The organism is Streptomyces sp. NPDC052773 (genome assembly GCF_044547145.1).
GTDB lineage: Bacteria > Actinomycetota > Actinomycetes > Streptomycetales > Streptomycetaceae > Streptomyces.
The window spans coordinates 93,557-110,709 of sequence record NZ_JBITZX010000017.1; the positions used below are offsets into that span (position 1 = coordinate 93,557).

General features: G+C 74.0%; 13 protein-coding genes and 1 tRNA gene. 2 read left to right on the plus strand and 12 right to left on the minus strand.

The features are described from left to right. Positions 1-2: 2 nt before the first annotated feature. Positions 3-575 carry a GNAT family N-acetyltransferase gene (locus tag ACIG0D_RS29985; RefSeq protein ID WP_399806986.1) on the plus strand — a complete coding sequence of 191 codons (573 nt, stop codon included), beginning with the start codon at positions 3-5 and terminating at the stop codon, positions 573-575. Positions 576-686: 111 nt separating this feature from the next. Next, positions 687-1,838, plus strand: coding sequence for a LuxR family transcriptional regulator (locus tag ACIG0D_RS29990; protein ID WP_399806989.1), 1,152 nt, complete (start codon positions 687-689; stop codon positions 1,836-1,838). Here ACIG0D_RS29990 and ACIG0D_RS29995 read toward each other — a convergent pair. The 12 genes from ACIG0D_RS29995 to ACIG0D_RS30050 form a co-directional block, all read right to left on the minus strand. Next, positions 1,790-3,163 carry an MFS transporter gene (locus ACIG0D_RS29995; protein WP_399806991.1) on the minus strand — a complete coding sequence of 458 codons (1,374 nt, stop codon included), beginning with the start codon at positions 3,161-3,163 and terminating at the stop codon, positions 1,790-1,792. The two genes, ACIG0D_RS29990 and ACIG0D_RS29995, sit on opposite strands and share 49 nt — an antisense overlap. Continuing rightward, entirely contained in the window at positions 3,160-4,038 is an 879-nt protein-coding gene (locus ACIG0D_RS30000; RefSeq protein WP_399806994.1) for an isocitrate lyase/phosphoenolpyruvate mutase family protein, read from the minus strand. The genes ACIG0D_RS29995 and ACIG0D_RS30000 overlap by 4 nt, the downstream gene beginning before the upstream one ends. Positions 4,039-4,107: 69 nt before the next feature. Then, positions 4,108-5,352, minus strand: coding sequence for an ATP-grasp domain-containing protein (locus ACIG0D_RS30005; protein WP_399806997.1), 1,245 nt, complete (start codon positions 5,350-5,352; stop codon positions 4,108-4,110). Further along, positions 5,349-6,641, minus strand: a complete 1,293-nt coding sequence (locus ACIG0D_RS30010; protein ID WP_399807000.1) for an ATP-grasp domain-containing protein — start codon at positions 6,639-6,641, stop codon at positions 5,349-5,351. Before ACIG0D_RS30010 ends, ACIG0D_RS30005 begins: the two co-directional genes overlap by 4 nt. Next, complete coding sequence (locus ACIG0D_RS30015; RefSeq protein WP_365761271.1) at positions 6,631-7,827, minus strand: aminotransferase class I/II-fold pyridoxal phosphate-dependent enzyme; 1,197 nt, start codon at positions 7,825-7,827, stop codon at positions 6,631-6,633. The genes ACIG0D_RS30010 and ACIG0D_RS30015 overlap by 11 nt, the downstream gene beginning before the upstream one ends. Before the next feature lie 262 nt (positions 7,828-8,089). Next, on the minus strand, positions 8,090-8,812 hold the full coding sequence (locus tag ACIG0D_RS30020) for a sulfite exporter TauE/SafE family protein (protein ID WP_365761269.1): 723 nt from the start codon (positions 8,810-8,812) through the stop codon (positions 8,090-8,092). Further along, the gene (locus tag ACIG0D_RS30025) at positions 8,809-9,588 is read right to left on the minus strand and encodes a fumarylacetoacetate hydrolase family protein (RefSeq protein ID WP_399807003.1); all 780 of its coding nucleotides are present in this window, start codon (positions 9,586-9,588) and stop codon (positions 8,809-8,811) included. Before ACIG0D_RS30025 ends, ACIG0D_RS30020 begins: the two co-directional genes overlap by 4 nt. 3 nt (positions 9,589-9,591) lie before the next feature. Next, complete coding sequence (locus ACIG0D_RS30030) at positions 9,592-12,603, minus strand: FAD-binding and (Fe-S)-binding domain-containing protein (RefSeq protein ID WP_399807007.1); 3,012 nt, start codon at positions 12,601-12,603, stop codon at positions 9,592-9,594. Continuing rightward, a complete protein-coding gene (locus ACIG0D_RS30035) occupies positions 12,593-13,279 on the minus strand; it encodes a 2OG-Fe dioxygenase family protein (protein ID WP_399807009.1) in 687 nt (228 codons plus the stop codon). Before ACIG0D_RS30035 ends, ACIG0D_RS30030 begins: the two co-directional genes overlap by 11 nt. A 581-nt stretch (positions 13,280-13,860) precedes the next feature. Next, positions 13,861-13,934 (minus strand) — tRNA-Thr (locus ACIG0D_RS30040). A 107-nt stretch (positions 13,935-14,041) separates the two neighbouring features. Beyond that, on the minus strand, positions 14,042-15,643 hold the full coding sequence (locus ACIG0D_RS30045) for an alpha/beta hydrolase (protein ID WP_399807012.1): 1,602 nt from the start codon (positions 15,641-15,643) through the stop codon (positions 14,042-14,044). A gap of 263 nt (positions 15,644-15,906) precedes the next feature. Then, positions 15,907-17,112, minus strand: coding sequence for a DNA polymerase III subunit delta' (locus ACIG0D_RS30050; RefSeq protein ID WP_399807015.1), 1,206 nt, complete (start codon positions 17,110-17,112; stop codon positions 15,907-15,909). Positions 17,113-17,153: the final 41 nt, after the last annotated feature.

A 17,153-nucleotide genomic window follows, 5' to 3' on the forward strand; every position in this document is an offset into this window, starting at 1 on the left:
CCATGCCCATCGAAGTGCGCCCCGCGACCGTCTTCGAGGACGTTCGCGCGGTGATCGGCCCCAAGTCGCCCACCGCGAACGTCTGCTGGTGTCTGAGCTACCGGATCCCCTCCAAGCTCAACAACGAGCTGCGCGGGCCGGCCCGTGGCGAGTACGTCGCCGAGTTGTGCCGCGCCGAGCTCCCGCCCGGGGTCCTCGCCTACGACGGTGACGAGCCGGTCGGCTGGGCCGCCGTCGCTCCCCGCGCGGAGACCTCCTTCGCCCGCAACCGCAAGATCCCGCACGTCGACGACCTGCCGGTGTGGTCGCTGTGGTGCATCCGCGTCCGCCCCGGCCACCGCAAGCAGGGCATCTCCCACGCGCTCATCGCCGGTGCCGTCGACTTCGCCCGCGCGCACGGTGCCCCGGCCGTCGAGGCGTACCCCCTCGACAACGGCGACGCCCGCGTCGACCTGACCATGGCCTACCCCGGCCTCCGCAGGAACTTCGAACGCGCCGGCTTCACCCACGCCGCCGACACCACCTCGGTCCTGGCCGGGCATCCCCGGGTGCTGATGCGCCTCGATCTCCGCTGAGCCCGGGCGAGACAGTCGTCACAAGCCCGTTCACGTGTGATGGCGCGGTTCGGTGGTTAGGTTTCGAAGATGGTGAGCTGCGAGCGAGGAGCGTCCGGTGGGGGGAGAGTGATGGACGGGACAGAAGCGCACAGCGACCCGGGCGAGGACGAGCCGATACGGCCGGAGGACATCCAGGTGTACGCCTCCCTGCTCCCCCGCCTCCCGGGACCCGCCGACGACGCGCCGCCCGAGACACTGCGGCGGCTGGTGGCGTACGGGCTGCTCTACCGCGACGACGACGGCAGCAGCGACGACGGCAGCAGCAGCAGCAGCAGCGACAACGATGGCAACGGGGACGAGGGCAACGGCGGTGGCAGCCGCCCGAACCGTGTCACCTACCTGCCCGTGAACCCCGGTCTCGTCTGCGGCCGGCGGGCCCGCGCGATCCTCGGCGAGGCGCAGGAGGCGCTCGACCGGCTGGTGCGCACCCAGGAGACGCTGGCCCCGGCGGTGGAGGCGTACCGGCACTACCGGGACCTGGGCGACTACGAGGTCCACTCGGGACTGGCCCGGATCAACGAGGCGATCGAGCTGGCCGCCCGCGAGTGCCACGAGGAGATCCTCACCTCGCAGCCGGGCGGCCCGCGCTCCGCGGAGGTGCTCGCCTCCTCCCTGCCGCCCACCCTCGCGATGCTCGCCCGCGGCGCCCGGATGAAGACGATCTACCAGCACAACGCGCGCACCAGCGCCGCCACCCGGGCCTATGTGCGCACCGTGGAGGAGCACGGGGCCGAAGTGCGCACGCTGGACGAGAACTTCGACCGGCTGATCATCTTCGACCGCAAGGTCGCCTTCATCCCGTCGACGGCCGACCGCACGGTGGCGGTGGAGGTCCGTATCCCGGCGGTGGTCTCCTTCCTCGTGGGCTCCTTCGAGAGGTCCTGGATCCGGGCCGTCCCCTTCACCCCGCCGGGGCGGGACAAGGTCACCGCCCGGATCACCGACGAACTGGAGCTGGCGATCCTGCGGCACGTGGTGGCCGGGGACAAGGACGCGGTGACCGCGCAGCAGCTGGGGATCAGCGTGCGGCGCTGCCAGGAGTACATCGCCCGGCTGTCGGCCCGGTTCGGCAGCCGCAGCCGCGCGCAACTGGGGTATCTGATCGCCAAGTCGGGGGTCCTGGAGGAGGCCGCGCAGAGCGAGGAGGCCAACGGGGCGTTCACGGAGCCGGTTCAGGTCCCGCGGCTGTCCGCGCTGTCCTCCGTCTCGGCGTCCGACTGACCCGGCCCGTCCGACCGTCTCAGTCCCTCCGACCGTCTCAGTCCCTCCGACTGCTCCGGCCCCTCCGACTGCTCCGGCCCCTCCGACCGACCCCGCCCACGGGCGCCGTCCCGAGGCGCGGGGCGGCGCGCCCCGTCCCGCACCGCGTACCCCGCGTACACCGTCACCACCCCGGCCCCCAGCGCCAGGCACCCCGCCCACAGCGTGTCCCCGCCCCACGCCTCGCGCACCGACATGCCCAGCGGGGCGCCCAGCACCAGCCCCAGGTTCCACACGAACTGGTAGGCGCCCTGGTAGGAGCCCGCGCGGCCCTCGGGCGCGTGCCGGACCAGGAACGCGGACGCCTGCGGCACCAGCAGGATCTCGCCGAGGGTCCACACGGTGAGGGCGGTGGCGTACGACCACGCGCTCCCGGCGATCGCGTTGGCGCCGAAGCCGACGGCGACCAGCAGCCCGGCGAACACGAACTGGGTGTCCATGCCCAGCCGTTCGGCCGCCCGGGAGACGAACGGCTGGAGCACGATGATCAGCAGGCCGTTGAGGGAGGCGACCAGGCCGTAGACGTGCGGCGCCAGCCCGTGCGCGGCCATGTCCAGCGGCAGCGTCGACTGCTTCTGGAGGTAGATCAGCGCGAGGCAGAACGACAGGACCAGGAAGCGGGCGACCGGGCCGGAGCGGAACGGCGCGAGCAGCCCGCGTCCCGGGGACCGGGCCTCCTTGCCGCCGTGCCCGTCCGCCCCCGGCAGCCGCAGCGCGACCGCGCCGTAGCAGACGGCCGTGACCATGTTGAGGACGATCAGCCAGACCGGGTCCCACTCCAGCAGCACCCCGGAGACCGCGGGTGACACCGCGGCACCGATGTTCGACGCCCAGTAGAGCAGCCCGAACGCCCGCACATGGGCGGTCTCGGGCAGCTCCCGGGACACCACCACCGCCCCGGCCGGCTTGTGCAGCGTCGACGCGCAGCCGGACAGCAGCACGACCCCGGCCAGCACCCCCGCCCGCTGGGTGCACACCAGACAGACGGACGCGGCCAGGGACACCGCCTGCGAGAACAGCACCGCCGCCCGCGGCCCGACCCGGTCGGCCAGCGCCCCGCCGAGCAGCGCCCCCGCGACCGACCCGGCGCCCCAGAGTCCGACCAGGACGCCGATGGCGCCCGTGGACAGACCGGTCTCGGCGGCCAGGAACAGGGAGAGGAAGGCGGGGACGAGGATGCCCAGCCGGTTGAGCAGGGTGCCGGCGAACAGCAGCCGGAACACCGGTGGCAGTGGCCGCCGTTCGCCGGTCGCCCGCCGCGCGGACGGGCCGCGCGCGGCCGTCATGCCGATTCCAGCTCCTGCCACGCGGCCTGGTCCTGGAGCGCGAAGATGTCCTTCACCGAGGCGATGCGCTCCTCCAGGTCGGTGGTGGCGCCCCGGTCCAGGATCGACGCGTAGGTCTCGCGCAGGGCGCTGATGGTGGCGCGCAGCCCCTGGTTGGCGTAGATCACCGTGGACACCCCGGCCTTGACGACGTCGTCGATGTGCCAGTCCGGGTAGGTCGTCGGGACGACCACCACGGGCGCCCGGTCGCCCCACTCGGCGAGGAACGCCAGCACCTGCTCGTTGGTGGGCTTCTTGGAGTGCACGAGCACGCCGTCGGCGCCCGCGTCGACGTACGCGTGGCAGCGCTCCAGGGCGACGTCGACGCCGAGTCCGTCGATCAGCGCCTCGGTGCGGGCGATGACGAAGAAGTCCCCGGTGCGCTGGGCCTGCTTGGCGACGCGCAGCTTGGCGGCGAACGTCTCGGTGGGCAGCAGGGTGTGGTCGGTGGCGATGAAGCTGTTCATCTTGGGGAACTGCTTGTCCTCCATCGCCACGGCGGTGATGCCCGCCGCCTCGTACTCGTGGACCATGTGGGCCACGTTGAGGTTGTTGCCGTAGCCGGTGTCGACGTCGGCGACGACCGGGATGCCGAGCGACTTCTGGATGTTGGCCGCGGCCTCCAGGTACTCGGTCATGGTCAGCACGCTGGCGTCGGGCAGGCAGCGGGCGGCGGACACCTCCAGGCTGGACGACCAGACGGCGTCGAAGCCGGCGGCCTCGGCGAGCCGGCCGCCGAGCGCGTCGTGCGCGCCGACGACCCGTACCGCGCTCCCGGCGGCACGGCGGGCGGCGAGGACCGACCGGAAGGACGGGTGGGAGAAGGGCTTGAGCATGGCGGTGCTCCTCACGAAACTGGCGAGCCGGCGAGCTGACGAAACTGGCGAATGAACGGTGGGGGTCGGTCAGACGGTTGACGTGGTCACGGTGATGGCGTCCGCCGCGGCCCGGGCCCGCCGCAGCGCCTGCGCGCCGCTCGGGGCGACGGCGACGACGTGCCCGTGGCGGGCGGTGTTGTTGGGCAGCGCGGCGACCCGGGTGCCGGGCTCGACGTACAGGCCGACGTCCACCACCCCGGGCAGCCGGGCCGCCGCGTCGGCGCCGGACACGGCGGTCACCGTGCCCTCAGCCGCCGGCAGGAACGCGATGGCGGCGGCCTGTCGGCTGCCGGGCGCGGGCAGCGGACGCGCGGGGTCCAGGTGGAGGGCGACGAGTTCGGCGGGGATGTCCACACCCGTGCTCAGCGCGACGAGCCGGGTGATGCGGTCGCCCGCCGGACGGCAGTTGATCTCGATCAGCCGGGGGCCGTCGGCGGCCAGCCGCAGCTCGACGTGGGCGGCGCCGAAGTCGAACCCGACGGCGCGCAGCGACCGCACGGCCACGTCGGCGCACCGCTCGTCCAGGCCGGAGCCGAGGGCGGCGGGCACGTGGTGGCCCGTCTCGCAGAAGTACGGCAGCTCCCCCAGCTCCTTGGCGGTGACGGCGAGCACGGACACCTCGTCGCCGCGCACCAGCACCTCGACGCTGACCTCGGGCCCGTCGACGTACTCCTCCACGAGCGCCGCCGGGATCTTGCGCTGGCCGCGCTCGTTGTGGGTGTCCTTCAGCAGCAGCCGTACGTGGTCGGCGGCCTCGTCGGCGTCCCGGCACAGGCGTACGCCGTTGCTGCCGCCGTCGTCGAGGGGCTTGACCACGCACGGCCAGACCAGGGCGAGCCCGTGCACCTCCTCGGGTGTCTCCACGCGGGCGAAGCCCGGCACCGGCACGCCCGCCGCCGCGCACAGCCGCCGGGTGGCGGACTTGTCGCGGGCCGCGCGCACCCCGTCCGGGTCGGGCCCGGGCAGACCGAGGGCGCGGGAGGCGACGGCGCCGCTGATCATGTGCCACTCGCCGACGGCGACGACCGCGTCCGCCGGGACGGCCAGGGCCCGCACGGCGGCGGCGACGGCGTCCGGGTCGTTGGTCTCGCAGGTGACGACCTCGTCGACGAGGGAGAGGTCGAGGCGTTCGTGGCCGGGCGCCAGGTACGTCGGCAGCTCCCGGGTCAGGAAGGTGACCCGGTGGCCGGCCCGGCGGGCGGCGGCGATCGCCTCGTAGCCGCTGCCGGTGAGGTTGCTCTCCAGGAAGACGACATGCCGCGGCCCGCTCATCCCACGGCCTCCGGAGCCCGTACGACGAACAGGTCCTCGCTCAGTTCGCGCAGCCGGTCGAGGTCGGCGAGCAGCCGCTCCGGGGAGTCGGCGCGCAGCTCGATCCGCAGCGGCGATCCGGCACCCTCGTGGCGGGGCTGGACCAGGTCGCCGGGGTGCTTGTAGACGTCGATCTGGGCGGTGGACGGCAGGGCGCGGACGCGGTCGAGACCGGCGTACTCGACGAGCGTCCCGGCGTGCTCCGGGTACGGGGTGACGACCGCGGCGGCGCCGTCGCGCACCGGCTCGACCGAGGGCTCCACACCGCGCAGGACGTCCCGGTACCCGGCGATCAGGTTGATGCCGTAGGCCTCGCGCAGCAGGGGTGCCCGGTTGGCGCCGGGACGGCCGGCCACCTCGATCAGCCGCGGCCCCGTCGGTCCGTGCACGAACTCGACGTGGGCGAGTCCGCGCCGGATGCCGAGGGCGCGGACGGCGTCGGCGGCCAGGGCCCGCATGCGATCGCGTTCGGCGGGGCTGAGCCGGGTGGCGGTGACCCGGGCGAAGTGGTGGAAGTCGGTGCCGCCGAGGTCGGTGCCGGTGACGACGTCGACGACCGGGGTGGTCCACACCCGGTCCTCCAGGACCAGGCACTCCACGGAGTGGTTGGTGCCGGTCAGGAACTCCTCGACCAGGATCTCCGCCGGGGTGTCGGTGATGCGCTGCCCGGCGCTGAACTCGGGGAGCGTGGCGGCCAGCCGGCGGTACGCGGCGATCAGCTCGGCCCGGTCGTCGCAGCGTGAGACGAAGTAACTGCCCCACAGGTTGCCGGGCTTGAGGATCACCGGGTAACCGGTCCCGGCGGCGAAGGCCAGGAGCTGTTCCTCGTCGGTGACGACCGCGGAACGGGCGGAGGCGTGCTCGCCGATGTGCCGGGCGAACCGCCGCCGCATCTCGCTCTTGCTGCGTACGGCCGCCGCGGCCTCGCCGCTCATCGCGGGCAGCCCGAGCCGCGCGCAGACCTCCGCCCACAGCGGCACCAGCGTCTCGTCGACGTTCAGGACCGCCTCGATCCGCCGGCGCCGGCCGATCTCCCGGATGCGCTCGACGACCGCGTCGGCGCCGTCGGCGAACCGCATCCGCTCGATCAGCGTGAACTCCTCCGGCTCCAGCGTGTGGACGCTGTCGGAGTCCCGCAGCACGCCGAGCGCGACGCCGTCGTCGAGCAGCCCGGCGTAGAACTCGGGGCGCTGGACGGCGCCGAAGTACAGCACGAGGGGCGGGAGCGTCCCGAGGGGTTCACTCGACACCGCTCATCACCTCCCGCAGCGACGCCAGCCCTTCGGCGATACGGTCCTCGGCGATCGCGTACGACAGCCGCACGAACCCCTCGGCGCCGAAGGCGGTGCCCGGGGTCACGGCGATCCGGGCCTGCTCCATGAGGACGCCGGTGAGGGTGTCGGTGTCCGGGACGGGCACCCCGCCGATCTTGCGGCCGATCACGTCGCGGACGTCGAGGAAGTAGTAGAAGGCGCCCTCGGGGGTGGCGGCGGGCCGGATGTGGTCGATGTCCGCCAGCGCCTTCGCGACGGAGGCGTGGCGGCGGGCGAGGATCTCGCGGGCCCGCGCGGTGAAGTCGTCGAGTTCGCCGCGGGCGGCGGGCAGCAGGGCGTGCTGGACGACGCTCGTGACGTTCGACGCGGTGTGGCTCTGCAGGTTCTTCAGCACGTCGATCAGCGGGCGGGGGCCGTGCACATGGCCGGCCCGCCAGCCGGTGACGGCGAAGCTCTTGGAGAACGAGCCGATGCCGACGGTGAGTTCCCGCGCCTCCGGTACCAGGGCCGCCGGGTGGGCGTGGGTGACGCCGGGCAGCACCAGTTCGCCGTAGCACTCGTCGAAGACGATCCACACCCGGTGGGCGACCGCCCAGGCCGCGATGCGGGCCAGCCGCTCGGGCGGGCAGACGGCGCCGGTCGGGTTGTTCGGGGTGTTGAGGACGAGCATCCGGGTGCGCGGTGTGCGCAGGGCCTCCAGCCGGTCCACGTCCGGGACGAAGCCGGTGTCCGAGGTCTCCACCGGCACGGGTTCGCCGCCCGCGATCCGGATCTGCGCGGCGAACGTGCCCCACCCCGGGTTCGGCACCAGCGCCTCGTCGCCCGGGTCGAGCAGGGCGAGCGCGGCGAGGTGCAGTCCGTGCTTGGCGCCGGTGGTGACGATCACCTCACCCGCCTCGTACGGCACCCGCGACAGCCGGGAGATCCGCTCCGCGAGTGCCGCGCGCAGGGCGGGCAGTCCGGCGGTGTCGGTGTAGCGGTGGGTGCCGGCGTCGGCGGCGGCGTGCAGGGCTTGGAGCACTTCGGCGGGCGGGGCGAGATCCAGCTCCCCCGCGGCGAAGTTGACGACCTCGATGCCCTGCGCGCGCAGGGCCTCGGCCTTGTTGCGGGTACCGGATGTCTTGGACCCGGAGACGGAGTGAGCGCGTGCGGCGAGGCGCATGCGGGGTCCTTTCTGTGGGGCAGGGGGGTTCGTGGGGGGTGGGGGCTTCATGGGGGGTGGGGGCTTCATGGGGGGTGGGGGTGAGGGCCCGTGAGGGCATGGGGTGCCGTGGCGGGGCCATGGGGGCCATGGGGGCCATGGAGACCATGGGGGTCATGGAGACCATGGGGGTCACTGAGACCATGGGGGTCATGGAGGCCATGGGCCAAGGGACTGCCGGGGCCGTCGGTGCTGGGGGCCGCGGAGGGAACGGCGGCTCGTTCTAGCCCGCGACCACCCCGGCCAGCACCGACACCGAACTGACCACCAGCAGGCCCAGCACCGCCTGGCGGAAGCGCTCCGCGTCGAAGCGGGCGAAGATGCGTTCACCGGCGAAGATGCCGATGAACAGGGCCGGCACCCCGGCCAGCAGCGCCCAGCCGACCTCGGCGGTGAGCTGCCCGCTGATCCCGAAGCCGGCCAGCGACGCCAGGCTCGTGCCGGAGAAGACGACCCCGAGGGTGGCCCGCTGGACCCGCGGCGGCAGTCGCAGGCCCTGCATCGCGGCCACCATGGGCGGGCCGTCGATACCGGTGGAGGCGAAGGAGGCACCGGAGAACGCGCTGATCCAGGCGACCGAGCGCAGCCCGCCGCGCACGGTGACCCGGCGCCACACCATCACCGTGCACAGCAGCACCACGGCGGCGATGACCACCGACAGCGCCCGCGCGGGCAGCGCGTGCAGCAGCCACACCCCGAACGGCACCCCCACCAGCCCCGCGCCGAGCGCGACCGCGGTGATCCGCCGGTCCACGTGCCGCCAGTCCTTGACAGCGATCCACAGACTCAGCGGCGCGGCCATGATCGCGGCGACGACGACCGCGGTCACCGGATCGAGCAGCAGCGTCAGCGGCGGCACCGCGACCAGCGAGAAGCCGAACCCGGCGGTGGTGCGGATGACGGAGGCGAGGGCGAGGACGAGGAAGACCCCGAGCACGACGGTCATATGTCCGCCCGCACCACGACGTTGGTCAGCTCGCCCACGCCCTCGACCGCGACCGTCACCGTGTCGCCGGGGTGCATCCGGGAGACGCCCGCCGGGGTCCCGGTGAGGATCACGTCCCCGGGCAGCAGGGTCATCGCCGCGCTGATGTGGGCGATCAGCTCGTTCACCGGCCGGACCATCTGCGCGGTGGAACCGTCCTGCCGCACGTCGCCGTTGACGGTGGCGGTGACCCGCAGGGCGGCCGGGTCCAGCTCGGTCTCCACCCAGGGGCCGAGCGGGCAGAAGGTGTCCGAGCCCTTGGCCCGCCACCACTGCCCGTCCGGCTTCTGCAGGTCGCGCGCGGTGACGTCGTTGGCGCAGGTGTAGCCGAGGAGCACGCCGGGCACGTCCTCGGGCCGCAGATCGCGGCAGCGGACCCCGATGACGGCCGCCAGCTCCGCCTCGTGGTGCAGCTCGTCGCTGTACCCGGGGAAGACGATCTCCGCGCCGGGCCCGATCACACTGGTGGACGGCTTCAGGAAGATCAGTGGCCGTTCCGGCACCTGGTTGCCCAGTTCGGCGGCGTGCGCGGCGAAGTTGCGGCCGACGGCGACCACCTTGGAGGGCTCGACGGGCGCCAGCAGCCGCACCTCGTCCAGCGGGCGGGCGAACCGGCCGGACGCCGGGCGGCGCTCCCCGTAGGGGTCGCCCTCCAGCGGGACGACCAGCCCGTCGGCGCCGAGGACGCCGTACGAGACCTCCCCGCCGTCCGCCTCCTGGTACCTCACGATGCGCATGCGTTACCCGTTCTCTCGCTCTGCCGGTGTCTCGCGTCCGGTGGTCAGTGCCCGGCGCAGCAGCGTGGCCAGATGCGTGGCCCGCCGCTCGGTTCCCTGGGAGATCTGCGTACGGCAGGAGAAGCCGTCGGCGACGATCGCGGTGCCGGAGTCCGCGGCCCGCACCTTCGGGTACAGCTCGCGCTCCGCCGAGGACTGGGAGACCTCCCAGTGCCCTGGCTCGTAGCCGAAGTTGCCGGCCAGACCGCAGCAGCCCGCGGTGACGACGTCGGTGTCGACGCCGAGCCGCTTCAGCACCTGAAGCTCCGCGCCGTGGCCGGGTCCGGCCTCGGTGTGGCAGTGCGGCTGGAGCACGGCCGGGGAGTCGAGCGTGCCGAAGGGCCACTCGCCCTCGTGGCGGGCGACGAGTTCGGCGAGTGTGGTGGTCTGCCGGGCCAGCCGGCGCGCGGCCGGCGAGTCGGGCAGCAGCTCGACGGACTCCTCGCGCAGCGCCTGTGTGCAGGACGGTTCGACGCCGACGACGGTCCGCCCGGCCGCCAGGTGCGCTTCCAGGGACTTCAGGGAGCGGCCGAGCACGGCCCGGGCGACGCCCAGTTGACCGGTGGAGTACCAGGTCAGGCCGCAGCAGACCGGCCCGTCGGGCAGGACGACGTCGTAGCCGAGGGCTTCCAGCACCTCGACGGTGTCGCGCGCGCCGGACGGGTCGAGGAAGTTGGAGAAGGTGTCCGGCCACAGCACGACGGTCTCGCGCCGCGCGCCGGAAGCCGTCCGCCGCTCGCCGGAAGCCGTCAGCCGTCCGCCTGGAGCCGTACGCCCCTCGCCCAGTGCCGTAAGCCCCTCGCCCGGAGCCGTCCGCAGTACGCCGGGTCCCGTCCCCGGTGCTCCCGCGCGTGCCTTCCTCGCGCGGAACCACTGCCGGAACGTGCGGGGCGCCACGCCCAGCAGGTCCCGCCGGGTCTCCAGACCGGCGAGCCGGGACAGCCGCCGGGCGACACCCGGCCGGGACGCGAGCGCGTTGACCGCGCCCGGGGCCAGTGAGGCGAGCCGGCCGAGCAGCGGCAGCCAGCCGAGGACGTAGTGCGCCCGCGGCCGCAGCCGCCCCTTGTAGTGCCGGTGCAGGAACTCCGCCTTGTACGCGGCCATGTCGACGTTGACCGGGCACTCGCTCTTGCAGGCCTTGCACGACAGGCACAGGTCGAGCGCCTCGCGGACCTCGTCCGAGCGCCAGGCGTCCGGCAGGGTCTCGCCGCGCAGCATCTCGCCCAGCACCCGGGCCCGGCCGCGCGTGGAGTGCACCTCGTCGCCGGTGGCCTGGAAGGACGGGCACATCGCGCCGGTGGCGTTGCGGCAGCTGCCGACGCCGATGCAGCGGCGTACGGCGCCCGCCATGGAGCCCCGGTCGGCGGAGAGGGTGAGCATCGGCAGGGCGTGCCGGTCGTGCCCGGGCCCGGGGCGCACGGCGGCGTCCAGCGGAGCGGGGTCGACCAGGATGCCCGGGTTGAGCAGCCCCTCGGGGTCCCAGATCCGCTTGAACTCGCGGAACGCGCCGAGGAGTTCGGGCGAGTAGGTGCGGGTGAGCAGTTCGGAGCGGGCCCGTCCGTCGCCGTGCTCCCCGGAGGCGCAGCCGCCATGGGAGACGGCGATGTCGGCGGCGGTCTCGATGAAGGCGCGGTAGTCGGCGATGCCGGCGTCGGTGGTGAGGTCCCAGTCGACGCGCAGATGCAGACAGCCCTCGCCGAAGTGCCCGGTGATGGTGCCCTGCCGCCGCCGCTCCGCCATCAGGGCGTGCAGGTCCTTGAGATAGCCGGCGAGGTTCTCGGCGGGCACCGCGGAGTCCTCCCAGCCGGGCCAGGCCTCACGCCCGTCGGCCATGCGGGTGGCGATGCCGGCGCCGTTGCGGCGGATGCTCCACAGGGCGTCGGTGCGGGCGGCGTCGGTGAACACCTCCCAGCGGGCGCCGCTGTCCCGCCCGACGCGGCGGGCGCGGGCCTCGGCGTCGGCCGGGTCGGCGCCCTCGATCTCGCAGTACAGCCAGGCCCCGCCCGGCGGCAGCAGGTCGACGCCCTGGGCGCGGCCGGGCCGCGAGCGCAGCGCGTCGACCAGGGCGGCGTCCATGCCCTCGACGGTCAGCGCGCCCGCCCGGGCCAGTGCCGGGGCGGCGGAGGCGGCGTCGTAGACGTCGGGGAAGCCGAGGACGAGCAGGACCCGGGCGGCGGGCACCGGCACCAGGCCGATGGTGGCGCCGACGACGATGCCGCAGGTGCCCTCGGAGCCGACCAGGGAGCGGGCCGCGTGGAAGCCCCGCTCGGGCAGCAGCCGGTGCAGCCCGTACCCGGAGACCTGACGGCTGAACCGGCCCAGCTCGGTGCGGATCGCGGCGAGGTGGCCGTCCCGCAGCTCCGTCAGCCGGGCGTCCAGCTCCCGGTCGCCCGTCGTGTCGGCGCCGACGTCGAGCAGCCGCCCGTCCGCGCGCAGCACATGGAGGCGTTCGGTGATGTCGGCGGTGGTGCCCCAGGCCACGGAGTGCGGTCCGCAGGCGTGGTTGCCGATCATTCCGCCGATGGTGCAGCGGGAGTACGTCGAGGGGTCCGGGCCGACGGTCAGCCCGTGCTCGGCGGCGCGGGCCCGGACGGCGCCGAGCACCGCGCCGGGCTGCACGGTCGCCGTACGGGCGTCCGGGTCGATCTCCACGATCCGGTTCATGTGCCGGGAGAAGTCCAGCACCAGCCCGGGGCCGATGGCGTTGCCCGCGATGGAGGTGCCGCCGCCGCGCGCGGTGACGCCGACCCCGTGGGCCGCGGCGACCGCGACCGCGGCGGCGGCCTCCTCGGCGTCGCGGGGTTCGACGACGGCGCGCGGCACGACCCGGTAGATGGAGGCGTCCGAGGTGTACGCGGACCTGGTGAGGGCGTCGACACGGGCGCCGGGCAGCCGCTCGGCCAGCTCCCGCAGGAAGCCGTCGGCGGCGCCCGCCCCGGAGCCGGCGCCCGCCCCCACGGCCGCGTCAGCCGTCATTGCGCGGGAAGAAGTCGACGAGCAGCATGTCGCGCACGCCGGTGCGGTGGCCGTCGGCCGGCTCGATGGCGTCGACGCCGTGGAAGACCCGCCGGTCGTCGATGACGATCGTCTCGAACGGCTCGGTGAGGGTGGTGCGCAGCAGCGGCCGGTGCTCCCGGTCGTAGATCTGCGAGGTGCCGCCCTGCACGCCGGTACGGCCCATGAAGACCTGGGCGACGAAGTGGTGGCCGTCCTCGTGGACGCCCTCGGGGGCGGGCAGGCCTTCGGCGTCGCGGGTGGCGGTGATCCGGATCTGGTGGACGCCGACGCCGCCGCTCTCGCGGTCGAACGCGCCGGGCAGCCGGTCGGCGAGGGCGGCGACGAGGGTGCGCAGCACTCCGGACGTGGCGAACTCCTCGGCGAGCGGCGGGAAGTGCCGGTCGATGCCGCCGTGCAGGGCGTTGACCTCGACGGACTGGTGGAAGGCGCCCGGGCCGTCGGGTTCCATGCGGTCCACGCCGCGGAAGGCGCCGTAGCGGCGGCGGCGGTAGTCGGCGCCGTCCTTCAGGTACGCGTCGACGGGCAGGTCCTCCCAGGTCTCCCGGAAGGCCTTCAGTTCCTCCTCGGAGTGGCCTGCCAGTGCCCGGAGCATGTCGGCGGCGGATATGTGCAGGTAGGGCGCGGCGGTGGTCATCGTGTTTCCCCCTCGGTCGGTGGACGCTGCGGCGGACGGTGGACCCTGGTCTGCGGGTCCGGAAAGCGGGAGCGTGGCGTCCGGATCACGCCGCCGACACGGCGGGCCGGGCGCTGTCCCAGCCGATGTCACCGGCGAGCGCGGGCGTGGTGGTGAGGAGGAGGGCCCCGAGGACGGCGGCCGGTATCAGCAGACGGCGAAGCACGGTGGTACTGCCTCTCTGGATGCGGTGCGGGTGAACGGCGCGAAGCCGGGCCACATTCCGTACCTCGCTGTTCACAGCGGGTTCGCGTGGCCTTCGACAGCCTGTCCCAGTCGCCGAGCCCCCCTCAAGATCACCAAGGGAGCCGGAACCCGCACTGCGGGAACATGACGGGGCGCACACCGCGCGCACGGAGGCATTCCCGAGGGCGTACGCCGAGCCGCTTTGACAAGGGAGGGGGAAGGGAGGGGGAAGGGAGGAGAACGGAGGGGAAAGGCGTGGGCAACGGGCTGGGGCCGGGCTCGGGAAGGGCCGGCGCGCCGTCTCCGGGGCATGAGAAAACCCCAGGTCAAGGGGTACATGACCTGGGGTTCTTCAGAGCCGCTTTCGGGATTCGAACCCGAGACCTACGCATTACGAGTGCGTTGCTCTGGCCATCTGAGCTAAAGCGGCGCGTCGCCCGCACTATGGTGCGATCGGCGACGTCGGTAAGTCTACACAGTTTCCGGGAGTGCTTCGTACCAGCCCCTGCGGCGGTGGCCGTGAGGGGCGGCGACCGGTTATGAGCAGCGCTTTCCGTCCTTCGGCGGGGTGCCGCGCAGCAGGTAGGCGTTGATCGCGCGGTCGACGCAGTCGCTGCCGCGGCCGTAGGCGGTGTGGCCGTCGCCGTCGTAGGTGAGGAGGCGGCCGGAGGAGAGCTGGGCGGCGAGGGCCTGGGCCCAGCGGTAGGGAGTGGCGGGGTCGCGGGTGGTGCCGACCACGACGATCGGCTTGGCGCCCTTCGCCTCGATGCGGTGCGGCTCACCGGTGGGCGCGACGGGCCAGTACGCGCAGTTCAGGGCGGCCCAGGCGAGGCCCTCGCCGAAGACGGGGGACGCCTTCTCGAACGCGGGCAGCGCCGCGCGGACGTCGTCGGGGCCGCCGAAGGAGGGCGGCAGGTCGAGGCAGTTCACGGCGGCGTTGGCGAACATGAGGTTGGAGTAGTCGCCGTTCGCCTCCCGCTCGTAGTAGCTGTCGGACAGGGCCAGCAGGCCCGCGCCGTCGTTCTCCTTCATCGCCGCGGTCAGCGCCTCGCGCAGCTGCGGCCACGCCGACTCGTCGTACATCGCGGCGATGACCCCGGTGGTCGCCAGCGACTCGCCGAGCCTGCGGCCGTCCGCGTCCCCGGTGGGGATCGGCCGGGCATCCAGCTTGCCGAAGAACGCCTTGAGGTTGCTGCCGACCCGCTCCGGCGAGGTGCCGGCGCCGCCGAGCGGGCAGTCGGCCCGCCGTACGCAGTCCTCGGCGAACGCCCGGAACGCGGTCTCGAACCCTGCCGTCTGGTCCAGGTTCAGCCGGCGCGCGGGCAGCGACGGGTCCATCGCGCCGTCCAGCACGAGCCGGCCCACCCGCTGCGGGAACAGCCCGGCGTACGTCGCCCCGAGGAAGGTGCCGTACGACGCCCCCACGAACGTCAGCCGCTCGTCGCCCAGCACCTGCCGCGCGATGTCCATGTCCCGCGCCGTCTCGACGGTGGAGACGTGCCGCAGCAGCTGCGGCGCGTCCGCGCCGCACCCCTCGGCGAACTTCTTGTACGCGTCGACCAGCCCGTTCGCCTCCCGCTGGTCGTCGGGGGTGACGTCCGTCTGCGTGTACGTGTCCATCTCCGGGCCGTCCAGGCACTCGACGGGCTCGCTGCGGGCCACCCCGCGCGGGTCGACGGCGACCATGTCGTAGCGCGCGCGGACCTCCGCCGGGTATCCGACGCCCGCGTACGCCTGGAGGTAGCCGATCGCCGAGCCGCCCGGGCCGCCCGGGTTCACCAGCAGCGAGCCCAGGCGCTTGCCCGGGCCGGTGGCCTTCTTGCGGGCGATCGCGAGGCGGACGTCGCCCTCGCCGGGGGCCGCGTAGTCCAGCGGCGCGCGCAGGGTCGCGCACTCGAAGCCGGGGGCGCCGCAGGCACGCCAGCTCAGCTTCTGCTCGTAGTACGGCCGCAGGGCGGCGGGCGTGGCGCGCGGGAGGGCGGTCAGCGCGGCCGTGCCGGCCTGCGCCGCCCGCGCCGCGGGGCTGGCGGAACTCGTGGACTGTCCGGTGCTGCAGGCGGAGACGACCAGCGCGGTGGCGGCGAGGAGGACGGCTCCGGCACGGGACCTGGACCTGCGGAGGGGGCGCCTTGAGTGCATTCAGCGAGCGTAACGCTGCGCGACGGTTCGGGTGCGGTGTGTGCGGGACGCGCCACGGATGGGTGAGGGTTGTCCAACGGATGAGGGACAGCCGGCGGACGAGTGCCGGGTGTGTGCGGTGGGTGCCAGGTGGGTGCGGTGGGTGCCAGGTGGGTGCGGTGGGTGCCAGGTGGGTGCGGTGGGTGCCAGGTGGGTGCGGTGGGTGCCAGGTGGGTGCGGTGGGTGCCGGGGAGGTGCGGTGGGTGCCGGGTGGGTGCGGCCGTTCAGCCCGCTCTCAGTGCCATCGTCATCGCCTCCACCGCGAGCAGCGGGGCGACATTGCGGTCCAGGGCGTCCCGGCAGGCGGCGATCGCCTCCAGGCGGCGCAGGGTCGACTCGGGGGTGCTCTCGCGGGCGATCCGCTCCAGGGCGTCCTCGGCGTCGGTGTTGGCGAGGGCGATGCGCGAGCCGAGCTGGAGGGCGAGGACGTCGCGGTAGAAGGCGGTGAGGTCGGTCAGGGCGAGGTCGAGGCTGTCGCGCTGGGTGCGGGTGCGGCGGCGCTTCTGCTTGTCCTCCAGGTCCTTGATCACACCCGCGGTGCCGCGCGGGAGGCGACCGCCCTGGGCCGCGCCGAGGGCCGCCTTCAGCTCCTCGGTCTCCTTGGTGTCGACCTCCTCGGCGAGCTGCTTGGCGTCCTCCGCGGCGGCGTCCACCAGCTCCTGGGCGGCCTTGAGCGCGCTGCCGACGTCCGCGACGCGCAGCGGCAGCTTCAGCACGGCGGCGCGGCGCTCCCGCGCGGCCGGGTCGGTGGCCAGGCGCCGGGCCCGGTCGACATGCCCCTGGGTGGCCCGCGCCGCCGCGTGGGCGACCTCGGGTTCGATGCCCTCCCGGCGGATCAGCATGTCGGCGACGGCGTCCACGGACGGCGTGCTCAGGTTCAGATGGCGGCAGCGGGAGCGGATCGTCGGCAGCACGTCCTCGATGGACGGCGCGCACAGCAGCCACACCGTGCGCGGGGCGGGCTCTTCCACGGCCTTGAGGACCGCGTTGGCCGACTTCTCGTTCAGCCGCTCGGCGTCCTCGACGAGGATGATCTGCCAGCGGCCGTTCGCCGGCGAGGTGAACGACTTGCGGACGGTGTCCCGCATGTCCTCCGCGAGGATCTGGGTGCCGACGGCGGCCACGGTGGTGACGTCGGCGTGGGTGCCGACCAGGGCCGTGTGGCATCCGTCGCAGAAGCCGCAGCCGGGCGCGCCGCCCAGCGCGCGGTCGGGGCTCACGCACTGGAGCGCCGCCGCGAAGGCCCGCGCCGCCTGGGTGCGGCCCGCGCCCGGCGGGCCGGTGAACAGCCACGCGTGCGTCATCTTCGACGACTCCGGCAGCGGCTCGTCGGCCGCCGCGGCGGTGACCAGCGCGTCGGCGTCCCGGGCGGCGTCCGCCAACTGCGCGCTCACCCGCTCCTGCCCGACGAGGTCATCCCACACCGTCATGGGCCACCGTGCCCTTCCGTCCCACTGCCCGTACGCCTTCC